At 39.1% G+C, this 10,255-nt stretch carries 12 protein-coding genes; 7 read left to right on the forward strand and 5 right to left on the reverse strand.

Annotation, left to right across the window (positions count from 1 at the left end):
* Positions 1-270 precede the first annotated feature (270 nt).
* Positions 271-909 (reverse strand): uridine kinase, encoded by a 639-nt coding sequence (udk, locus tag G322_RS0114200; protein WP_022942407.1) that lies wholly within the window; start codon positions 907-909, stop codon positions 271-273.
* A gap of 241 nt (positions 910-1,150) precedes the next feature.
* Between udk and G322_RS0114205 the strand changes: the two genes are divergently transcribed.
* Positions 1,151-2,197, forward strand: coding sequence for a site-2 protease family protein (locus G322_RS0114205; protein ID WP_156873972.1), 1,047 nt, complete (start codon positions 1,151-1,153; stop codon positions 2,195-2,197).
* Between the two features lie 21 nt (positions 2,198-2,218).
* Positions 2,219-3,115: a glucosaminidase domain-containing protein gene (locus tag G322_RS0114210; protein ID WP_022942409.1), complete on the forward strand. Its 897-nt coding sequence runs from the start codon at positions 2,219-2,221 to the stop codon at positions 3,113-3,115.
* 48 nt (positions 3,116-3,163) lie between these two features.
* Here the strand turns inward: G322_RS0114210 and G322_RS20915 are convergent, their stop codons facing one another.
* Together G322_RS20915 and G322_RS0114220 are read right to left on the reverse strand one after the other, a co-directional pair.
* A complete protein-coding gene (locus tag G322_RS20915) occupies positions 3,164-4,648 on the reverse strand; it encodes an alanine/glycine:cation symporter family protein (protein ID WP_022942410.1) in 1,485 nt (494 codons plus the stop codon).
* A gap of 82 nt (positions 4,649-4,730) precedes the next feature.
* Entirely contained in the window at positions 4,731-5,141 is a 411-nt protein-coding gene (locus G322_RS0114220; protein WP_022942411.1) for a MerR family transcriptional regulator, read from the reverse strand.
* A gap of 96 nt (positions 5,142-5,237) precedes the next feature.
* On the opposite strand from G322_RS0114220, the gene G322_RS0114225 reads away from it, so the two are divergent.
* On the forward strand, positions 5,238-5,867 hold the full coding sequence (locus G322_RS0114225; RefSeq protein WP_022942412.1) for a cation efflux transmembrane domain-containing protein: 630 nt from the start codon (positions 5,238-5,240) through the stop codon (positions 5,865-5,867).
* Here G322_RS0114225 and G322_RS0114230 read toward each other — a convergent pair.
* Complete coding sequence (locus G322_RS0114230) at positions 5,864-6,967, reverse strand: GGDEF domain-containing protein (protein ID WP_022942413.1); 1,104 nt, start codon at positions 6,965-6,967, stop codon at positions 5,864-5,866. The genes G322_RS0114225 and G322_RS0114230 overlap by 4 nt on opposite strands.
* Positions 6,968-7,093: 126 nt before the next feature.
* Here G322_RS0114230 and G322_RS0114235 point away from each other — a divergent pair, with 126 nt between their 5' ends.
* The 4 genes from G322_RS0114235 to G322_RS0114250 all read left to right on the forward strand — a co-directional run bounded on the left by G322_RS0114235 (position 7,094) and on the right by G322_RS0114250 (position 9,986).
* Positions 7,094-7,726, forward strand: coding sequence for a glutathione S-transferase (locus G322_RS0114235; protein ID WP_022942414.1), 633 nt, complete (start codon positions 7,094-7,096; stop codon positions 7,724-7,726).
* Positions 7,727-7,845: 119 nt separating this feature from the next.
* The gene (locus tag G322_RS0114240) at positions 7,846-8,373 is read left to right on the forward strand and encodes a cytochrome b (protein ID WP_022942415.1); all 528 of its coding nucleotides are present in this window, start codon (positions 7,846-7,848) and stop codon (positions 8,371-8,373) included.
* A 14-nt stretch (positions 8,374-8,387) separates the two neighbouring features.
* On the forward strand, positions 8,388-8,957 hold the full coding sequence (locus G322_RS0114245) for a YceI family protein (RefSeq protein WP_022942416.1): 570 nt from the start codon (positions 8,388-8,390) through the stop codon (positions 8,955-8,957).
* A gap of 165 nt (positions 8,958-9,122) precedes the next feature.
* Positions 9,123-9,986 carry a methyl-accepting chemotaxis protein gene (locus G322_RS0114250; protein ID WP_022942417.1) on the forward strand — a complete coding sequence of 288 codons (864 nt, stop codon included), beginning with the start codon at positions 9,123-9,125 and terminating at the stop codon, positions 9,984-9,986.
* On the opposite strand, the gene G322_RS0114255 is transcribed toward G322_RS0114250, so the two are convergent.
* Positions 9,983-10,255: IS66 family transposase (locus tag G322_RS0114255; RefSeq protein ID WP_022942418.1), on the reverse strand; the 273-nt coding region annotated here is incomplete at its 5' end. The two genes, G322_RS0114250 and G322_RS0114255, sit on opposite strands and share 4 nt — an antisense overlap.

Below are 10,255 nucleotides of genomic sequence, written 5' to 3' on the forward strand. Positions count from 1 at the left end.
TGTATACCCATGATACTTCAAGATGCAAAGTCAGCAAGGCAAATTGTGCCGATATACTAGGCATAAAATTGAAGCCTAGTCATTCTAAGTCGAAATTTTATAACGACGTAGATTGGTACAAGTTGCCTTGCCCTGCGGGGCGCAAGCTCGAAAACCAGCTCAGCGTTGCAACACTCAAAAAGTGAATGACGATTACCTCGTGTTGCGCCTTGTTCTAATTGTCGAGCTTGTGCCTGACAAAGCATCTTGAAGTAACATGGGTATATACCACTATTTTCCAAGTAAGTAACGGATTCGAGATTTTAACAGGTCTGTCGCGATACGATTTTTACCACCACGCGGGACGATAATATCGGCATGCTGTTTTGAGGGCTCAATAAACTGCATAAACATCGGACGAACCGTGGTTGTATACTGCTCAATAACCGATTCCATGCTACGTCCTCGTTCTTCAATATCTCTTTTTAGGCGACGCATTAAGCAGATGTCTAATGGCGTATCAATGAAAATACTCACATCAATTTGTGCACGAAGATTTGCATCAGTTAACAGTAAGATACCCTCTAGTATTATAATTTTTTTAGGGGTCAATTGTATCGTTTCAGTGACACGCGTATGCTCGGTGTAACTATAAATAGGAATATCAACGGCCTTATTACACTTAAGCGTTTTAAGTTGCTCACATAATAATTCATGATCGAAGGCTTTAGGGTGGTCATAATTTGTTCGTACACGTTGCTCCATCGAAAGGTGTGATTGATCTCGATAATAAGCATCTTCAGAGATAATACCAATTTGATCTGTACCCAGCTCGGCACAGAGCTCATCCAAAATAGTATTCGCAATCAAGCTCTTACCCGAAGCGGATGCGCCAGCAATGGCAATCACAATACAATTTTTATTTTTCAATTCAAACTCACCTTAATTTTTATCAAACTTCAAAGTGGCGCATTGTACATTAATTGTAATAAAGCGCTGTAAAGCACAAAAGAATTGAGGAAAAACTTACCTTTATTTTCATCTGCTATTCGCTTCATAAAAATTTTCAAGGCATAATCCACGACATAAAAATCCCTGTCATATAAAGAGAAATGTTGTGGAACTATTAAGAGTTGATTGTTTAGGAAAAGAGTTAAGGCTAGAGGGCTCAATGGCGGGCTGGCAGCAACTATTTTGGGATAATGCCGTGGTTGCAGTGAAAGAAGCCAGTAGCGATAACCAAGGTAGCTATACCCATGAATTTGAATTGTTGATGCAAACGGCGCAACAAACAGAGGCGACACCCGTTAAAATCAGTCTTAAAATCGATCTCAATTGGCAACCATTTTCATTAAAGTACCAACTGTTGCATGAACAAAAAGTCCTCACAGAAGGCAGTCGAAACAGTAAAGATATCGAACAACAAGTACCGGTAAAACCTGCCGAAGTACAACGTAAAGTGAGCTTTATAGGACTCGCATCATTAGGTTTTAAACTGCTTAAAAGTGTCAAGGTGATCAAAGTAGTCTTAGCCGGGGCAAGTATTGCAGCTTACTCTTGGTTATTCTCTTTTCAATTTGCACTGGCACTGATTGCTTGTTTGGTATTTCATGAATATGGCCATATTAAAGCGATGAAACATTTTGGCATGAAAACCAAAGGTATCTACCTGATCCCGTTTATGGGGGGTCTTGCCATGAGTGATGATAAAATCAATACCCGTTGGCAAGATGTTGTTATCTCTATTATGGGTCCCTGTTTTGGTTTACTTATGTCAATTGTGGCACTCATTGCTTATTGGATAACCGGTGAGACCTTTTTTGCAGGGCTTGCTGCTTTTAACGCCCTACTTAATCTGTTTAACCTACTGCCTATATTGCCGCTTGATGGGGGGCATATTTTAAAAAGTATTAGCTTTTCCATGAACAGCACCATGGGTTTGGTCGCCTGTATTGCTGGCGCAGGTATTGGGGTTTATTTAAGTTATAGTTTAGGCTTGGCACTGCTTGGATTTATGTTGTTAATCGGTAGTTTAGAGATTGTATTTGAGTGGAAAACACGCCATCAAAGCCACCTTTTACCACTTGATAGATACGGGCAACTCTTTGCAACGGCGTGGTACTTTCTCACCGTCGGTGCGTTAATCGCTATTATTTGGGCATTAGCAGGCACGGGCGATGAGATCCTCGGATTACCCCTTAAAATATTACAAAGTTAATCGCATTTAACAGGATAAAAAATGATAAAAAAATTAGTTACAATATTGTGTTTCATGTTATTAGCAGCTTGCAGTGAGCAGCAATTAACCGAGTCGTCAACTCAACCGACCGAGATCTCACTGCAATCCTATGATGAGTTACAACTGTTTTTTGAAAAACAGCATTACACTTTAAAAGCATGGGAAAGTGGTAATAGAGAAGTACCACGCATCACTTTTTCAGGTATTAGCGAGCATTGGCAAGAAAATTCACAAAAGATGCCTGTTGAAACGAAAAAACGTATTTTTCTGCGCATGATGTTGCCACTTATTTTACTCGCTAACGAAAATATTTTAGCCGAGCGTAAAACCATTAAAACATCATCGTTAACAGCAAGTGCGCTCGTTAATATAGCCATTAAATATCGGTTAATAAAAGATAAAAACACCCCCTTAACCGATCAACTTATTACCGCGTTATTAACACAAGTTGATATCATCCCCCCCTCACTTGCGTTAGCGCAGACCGTTGAGGAGAGTGGCTGGGGAACATCACGTTTTGCACATGAGGGTAATGCGTTTTTTGGGCAATGGGATTTCAGCGGCAATGGCATCAAACCGAAACAACAGCGTAAAGCGTTAGGTAATTACGGCATTGCACGTTTTGATAGCCCGCTTGCCTCGGTTGAGGGATATATGCTTAATATCAATCGCGCTTCTGCTTATTCAGCGTTACGCACACTGCGCGCCCAACAGCGTAGTAAAAATAAAAGTTCATCGGGGGTTTTATTAGCAGGGACACTGATAAAATACTCAGAGCGTGGTGAAGCTTATATTAAAGGGTTACGTGCTTTAATGGCTTATAATCACTTAGACCAAGCCGACACAGCTTACCTATCAACAAAGCCTGCAATACATATTGTTACAACAAAAAAATAAACAATGTCTCAGAAAAAATGGCTTGAACAATTCGTTCAAGCCATTTTATTACTTATTTTTTATTTTGTCTTCCCAAAAAGTCGCCCCTTTAATGCCTAATTTTAATGGGTCAAAGGTGTAGACCTCTTTTTTCTCTTTACGTTGTGCTTCATAATCTTTTAATGCTTTGAGTGCAGGTCTGCCCATAAAGAAGATGATCAATAAACCAACAATATTCAACCATGCCATTAATCCCACACCGACATCACCTAACCCCCATGCGAGATCGGCGGTTTTGATTGTGCCGTAAAAAGTCGCCATCATCAGTGCAATTTTAAGAATGAAGGTAAAGTTGGCACTTTTTAAGGTACGACGAATATAAGCAACATTGGTTTCTGCAATATAGTAATAAGCTAAAATAGTGGTAAAGGAGAAGAAAAACAGTGCCAATGCGACAAAGGGCTTCCCTACACCGGGTAATACTTTTTCGACCGCTATTTGCGTAAATGCGGGGCTATTAGCAGCAATATCCGCGGCTAAATTTTGCACGAGAAAGCTGTCACCGACGCCATGTACGTTATAAGCACCGGTAATTAAGATAACAAATGCGGTGGCAGAACACACAAACAGAGTATCAATGTAAACTGAAAATGCTTGTACTAACCCTTGTTGTGCAGGATGTTCAACTTCTGCAGCGGCTGCCGCATGTGGCCCTGTACCTTGTCCCGCTTCATTGGAGTAAACACCACGTTTCACCCCCCAACCGATAGCGGCACCAAAACCTGCCATTGGCGTAAATGCATCACCAATAATCATCATAAAAACAGTCGGTAACTCGGTGATATGCAGTGCAATAATCACACAAGCGACAATAATATAAGCGAGCGCCATAAATGGCACAACATATTGCGTAAAACTAGCAATACGTTTTACCCCCCCAAAAATAATAAAACCTAATACCAGTACAATACCCGCAGCGGTGGCAATTTTTGTTGAACTGATTAAACCAACACCTGTATCTATCATTTCACCCGCACCAAAAGCAAGTTCAACGGCATTACCAATGCTGTTCGATTGAATACCGGGTAATAACAATCCACACGCCATAATGGTGGTGAGTGCAAAAATCACTGCATACCATTTTTGTCCTGTTACTTTTTCAATGTAATAAGCGGGACCACCACGATATTGTCCATCGTCCACCTCTTTGTAGATTTGCGCTAATGTGGATTCCGTATACGCAGTCGCAGCGCCTAAAAATGCCACCATCCACATCCAAAAAACAGCTCCAGGACCACCAAAACCGATAGCAGCGGCAACACCTGCAATGTTACCCGTGCCTACACGACCAGAAAGTGAAACCGCTAACGCTTGAAACGAAGAGATGCCATGATCTGATTTTTTTCCTGATAATAATAATCGCCACATTTCGCGAAAAAGGCGTACTTGCACAAAGCGTGTTTGAATGGAGTAAAACAGACCGGCGGCTAAACATAAATAAATAAGCGCGGGGCTCCAGATAATTCCATTTAAAAAATCAACAACTGATTGCAACGTGATACTCCTCATTAAATATTTAAAAACGACGCTGGAAAATAGCACTGATGCCTTTTTTTAGCAAAAATTGAATGTTTTTTTAACTATTGGCGCACGGTTTATTTAATACATTTAAAATTTGACACTGATGTGGTTCCCCTTCTGAGCAACAATCCACCACTTCCTGTAATTCAGTGGCTAAAAGTTGCAACTGCGTTATTTTTAGCAACACCTCCTGAAGATGCTTTTGTGCAATCACATGTGCTTCATCCGCAGTATGGTGCTGACAAGTTTGCAAGTGAATAAGTTGACGTATTTCATCGAGGCTAAACCCTAACGCACGACAATGACGCACAAAAATCAAACGTTGCAGATGTGAATCATTATAACGACGTTGGTTGCCCTCACTGCGCAGTGCACTCGGCAATATCTCAATCTGTTCGTAATAACGAATAGTGGGTATTTTACACGCTGTTTTTTTGGCTAATTGGCCAATACTGTAAATTGCCATCTGTTATTCCTATTTAACATCAAATAAAACTTGAACCTAAAGTAACTAGAGGTTTTATACTCACTGTATGGTAATTAATCTCAATAGGGAAATAAAATGGCAGGATGTTGTGGTGGGAACACCAATTTTGACGGTATGAGCGACCATTATAAACGTATTTTATGGTGGGTAATTGCAATTAATGGCGTGATGTTTTTCATTGAAATGAGTGCAGGTATTGGCGCTCAATCACAAGCATTACAAGCAGATGCGTTGGATTTTTTAGGCGATACGCTGACTTATGGCATCAGTTTGTGGGCAATAGGAAAATCGTTAACACTGCGCAGTAATGTCGCTCTTTTTAAAGGTTATAGCTTATTATTAATGGCGCTGTGGGTATTTGCTTCGACTCTTTATCGTTTTTTTGTTTTAGGCAGCCCCGATGCACTCACTATGGGTGGCATCGCACTGTTGGCCTTTACCGCCAATGTCGTTAGCGTATTACTGTTGATGCGCTATAAAGATGGAGATGCTAATGTGCGCTCGGTATGGTTATGCAGTCGTAACGATGCCATTGGTAATTTAGTGGTATTAGTGGCGGCATCTGGCGTTTGGTACAGTGGCAGTGCCCTACCTGATTTAGTGGTTGCATTTATCTTAGCGGGCCTATTTTTGTCGTCTGCTTTACAAATTATTAAACAAGCTAAATTAGAAAAAATCAGCCAACTCAAAAATAATAATAATTAAATACTTTTGACACAGCCTTTACCCGATTTTTTTGCTAAATAAACACCTTGATCAGCCATTTTAATAAGCTCCTCAAGGTTTTTCATCGAACTAAGTCTTGTCGCAACACCAATGCTGATACTGCCAAGCCATACTCCACTTCCCACTGAAACAGTTAACGTTTGCACCGCTTCCGAGAGTATTTTAGCAATGTGATGAGCCCCAGAAAGCGCGGTATTTTCACAAATAACTAAAAACTCATCGCCACCTAAACGGCAAATAACATCGTCATTGCGCAGTGTTTGTTGCAATTTATACGTGAGTTCAATTAATACTTTATCACCCGCATCATGCCCATAATTATCATTAACTATTTTAAAGTTATCAATATCAATCATTAAACAAGATAGTGATAACGTTGAATTGTTCGGTTTGTCCCACAGCATACTGAGATGTGAAATGGCAAAACGGCGATTAGGTAGATTGGTTAATTGGTCAGTGATCGCCAAATGCTCTAAATTTTTATTTAATTGCAGTAAAGCACGCGTTCTTTCCGCTACTTTATTTTCTAAGCTTTGATTTAACAAAACCAACTCTTGATTACGCGCTGAAACTTGAGAAAAAAGACTGTTTAAGGCCCCCAATAACGCTTCAGTCGTACCATCTTTTTCTGCGACTTCCGATTGAAAAGCTTGTAGAGCGGGCATACCTGCATTTATTTTATCAATTTGTCGCCCCATGTTTTTATCCATACCTAAGATATGAAAGACTAACCAATGCGTCAAAAAATCTAATAGATGTTTACTGGCACTGAAATTACTCTCTGAAAGTTGTTCATGCATCATCACCACTTTTCCTAAAAAATCCTGATGCACGTTGATATGCAACGTGAGAAATTTAGCGTCGATGCCAGCATCGCGCATCAACTGTTCTTCTTGTTGAAAATGGTAAATTGCGTAAGACTTTAACTCTTCATACACAGTATTAACCCTTTTAAATGACACTTCATTTTCTGTTATCAGCTCACCAAACTGGTTTATTAATTTCACCAGATAAAAATGTTGGTCATCCACCTCTTTTTGGCCAGTAATAAAAGTATCATCCCATTGAAATGAGTCCATGATAAGTCCTATTTTCATATAAATATTAAAAAAAAATTATAGCGATTGTTTTATTTTATAAACAGCAAAAAATGGTTAATCTGATAAGCTAAAGGTGTTTCTTTCTCTTCATGCTCAGGATCAATTATGACGCCACTATTTTATTCATTCCGTCGTTGCCCTTATGCTATGCGTGCTCGTCTTGCTATCGCATGTAGCCAACAACATGTCACGTTACGTGAGATCATCTTGAAGGATAAACCCAACGAGATGCTGCAATTATCAAGCAAAGGTACCGTACCCGTATTACAACTGAGTGATGGTGATGTGTTAGATGAGAGTTTAGACATCATGGTGTGGGCGCTTTCACGTAATGATCCCGATCAGTGGTTAGCGGGAAATATTCACAAGATGATCGCTTTAATTGATAAAAATGATTTTGAGTTTAAAGGTTGGCTGGATAAATATAAGTACGCAGATCGTTTTCCTGAGAATAGTGAAAGTTATTATCGTGAGCAATGTGAAGATTTTCTGGTGCAATTGGAGCAACGCTTGTTGATAAACGATTATCTTTTTTCAGATAACATCCGTCTGGCAGATATCGCTATTTTTCCCTTTATCCGCCAATTTTCAGCAGTAGATAAACAGTGGTTTGAGCAAAGCCCCTACCCGCATTTGCAACATTGGCTAAACTCACTGGTCAACAGCAAACTATTTCATTCCGTCATGCAAAAATATCCAATTTGGTTAACCAGTCAGCAAGCACAAGATTTCCCTTAAAACTTAAAATAGGTCAAAAAATTTGAACAAAATATTCTATATCTATCTCTTTGTTTTTTAATTTTTTTAGATACAATGAAAGCCACTTAATTAACAGCTCATTAACAAAAGAGAATAAAATGTCTCAAACAGTTTCACAGTACAACCGACTCACTAAAATCATTCACTGGCTCTCAGCACTCGCTGTTTTTTCGCTGTTTGCATTGGGTTACTGGATGGTTGAGTTAAGCTATTACAGTGAATGGTATAAAGTTGCGCCTCATTGGCACAAGTCCGTTGGTTTCATGCTCTGTCTCTTGACGCTATTTAGGGTGGTTTGGAAATTAACCACAGCAACACCTGAAATAGAGGGGCAACCGTGGGAGAAAACAGTCGCAAAAATTGCACATAATCTTCTTTACCTGATGCTTTTTGCCATTTTTATCTCCGGTTACATGATCTCCACCGCCGATGGCCGAGGCATTGAAATTTTCAACCTATTTACGCTACCCGGACTGGGTTCTCTGATTGAAAACCAAGAAGATATAGCAGGTGATATTCACTTTTATCTCACCTATAGCTTAGTCGGGTTAGCTCTATTGCATGCACTGGCAGCACTCAAACACCATTTTATTAACAAAGACAATACACTCAACAAAATGATCTAATTCAAGGAATTAAAATGAAAAAATTATTATTAATAACAACACTTGCATCCGTACTCACATTACCAACATGGGTAAATGCAGCCGATTATAAAATTGATACTAGTGGCGCACATGCTTCGGTTAATTTTAAAGTAAGTCACCTAGGTTACAGTTTTATTCAAGGCCGTTTTAACACGTTTTCAGGTAATTTCAGTTTTGATGCTAATAATGTAGAAGCATCTAAAGTTGCTGTTAGCATTGATACCAGCAGCTTAGATTCAAATCATGCAGAGCGTGATAAACATCTTAGAAGTGCTGATTTTATCAACGCAAGTAAATTCTCAACAGCTACTTTTGTGAGTAACAAAGTGGTTAAAAATGCAGATGGTAGTTTAGCGATTAGCGGTGATTTAACACTGCATGGTGTAACCAAAAATATCACCTTACAAACACAGTTTATTGGTGAAGGTAGCGATCCGTGGGGTGGTTACCGTGCGGGGTTTGAAGCAACAACACGGCTACAACTGAAAGATTTTGGTATCACTGTGATGGGCGCTTCAAGTTATGTTGATATGGATCTACATGTTGAAGGTATTAAACAATAACAAGAAAGGCGATGCGCTAAGACTCACTTAGCGCGATCTAGCTTAAATTATCACAAAAAAACAGCATTACTTCTTTTTTATCTTCGCTTTTATCTTGCCTTTTCCCTTACCTATTTACTATATTTTGAGGTGATCTACTTTCAAAAAATAGGGATTATACTAAATATGATGAAGTGGTTAGACTTTTTTTCAATTCGACAGAAGCTTGCTATGTTACTTATCTTGCTATTAAGTGCTGTAAGTTATCTCACAATCAATAGCATCAACGAGAGTCATCAGCAACAACAGCATAATATTAAAATAGCAATTTCACAGCAACAACAGCTTATTGTTGCACAATTTACTAATGCTTTTTTCTTTGCCAGACAACAAGTAAATATAACCAGTGAATCCCCTAACCGCAGTGCAATAAAAAAAAATCAGTTTCTTTTTGAGCAAAACGTAAAAGCGATGCTTTACGGGGGTAAAATCCACCTTGATTTAACCTTGAAAAAAAGTATTTATATCACCTCTATTAATCAGATTGATATAAGAAAAAATCTACAAGAAAGTCAGCGTTTATGGAAAAAACTACAAATAATCAATCAAGCGATCCCTCTACGAGCAGTAAAAAGAGAACCGCTTGATATCTTTTATCATGTAAACGATAAATTGCAAGAACAGCTCACTCAGCTAGTTACTTTGTTAACACTACAACGTGATTCATATGCACAACAACACCTACTCACCCTGCAAATTAGCTGGTTTTTAGTGGTTATAATAAGTGCCCTGTTTACTTGGTTAATTGCGCGAAACATAACCCAACCATTAGACAATATTGCCAAAGCATCATCAAGAATGCGTTTAGGTGATTTACAATCTTACCCAATGGACAATGATCACCGCGATGAATTAGGTACGGTAATCTATCAAGCTGATGAGATGCGTCTGGTACTCAGTGAACTAATGCAAACGTTCCAACAAGACAATAAACAGATAATGCATTCATCAAAGCAGATTAACCGTAAGCGTCTGGGTAATGGCACCTAGCTACGCTTAATATTCCATGGTAGCAACGCATCAATATCATTCGGGTTTTCAGCAATCTGCTGCAAGCAGGTTGCGATATAATCATGAACAATAAGATCATTCGCTTTTGCTGTTTCAACCAAACTATATAAAATTGCACTCGCGTTCGCACCTGTATTGGTGTACGAGAATAGCCAAGCCTTACGACCTATCACAAAGGGCTTCACTGCACGCTCTGCTCGATTATTATCAATGCTTAACCTGCCATCTTCGAGATAACGCTGGAATTT

It is taken from the genome of Psychromonas hadalis ATCC BAA-638 (assembly GCF_000420245.1).
Lineage (GTDB): Bacteria > Pseudomonadota > Gammaproteobacteria > Enterobacterales > Psychromonadaceae > Psychromonas > Psychromonas hadalis.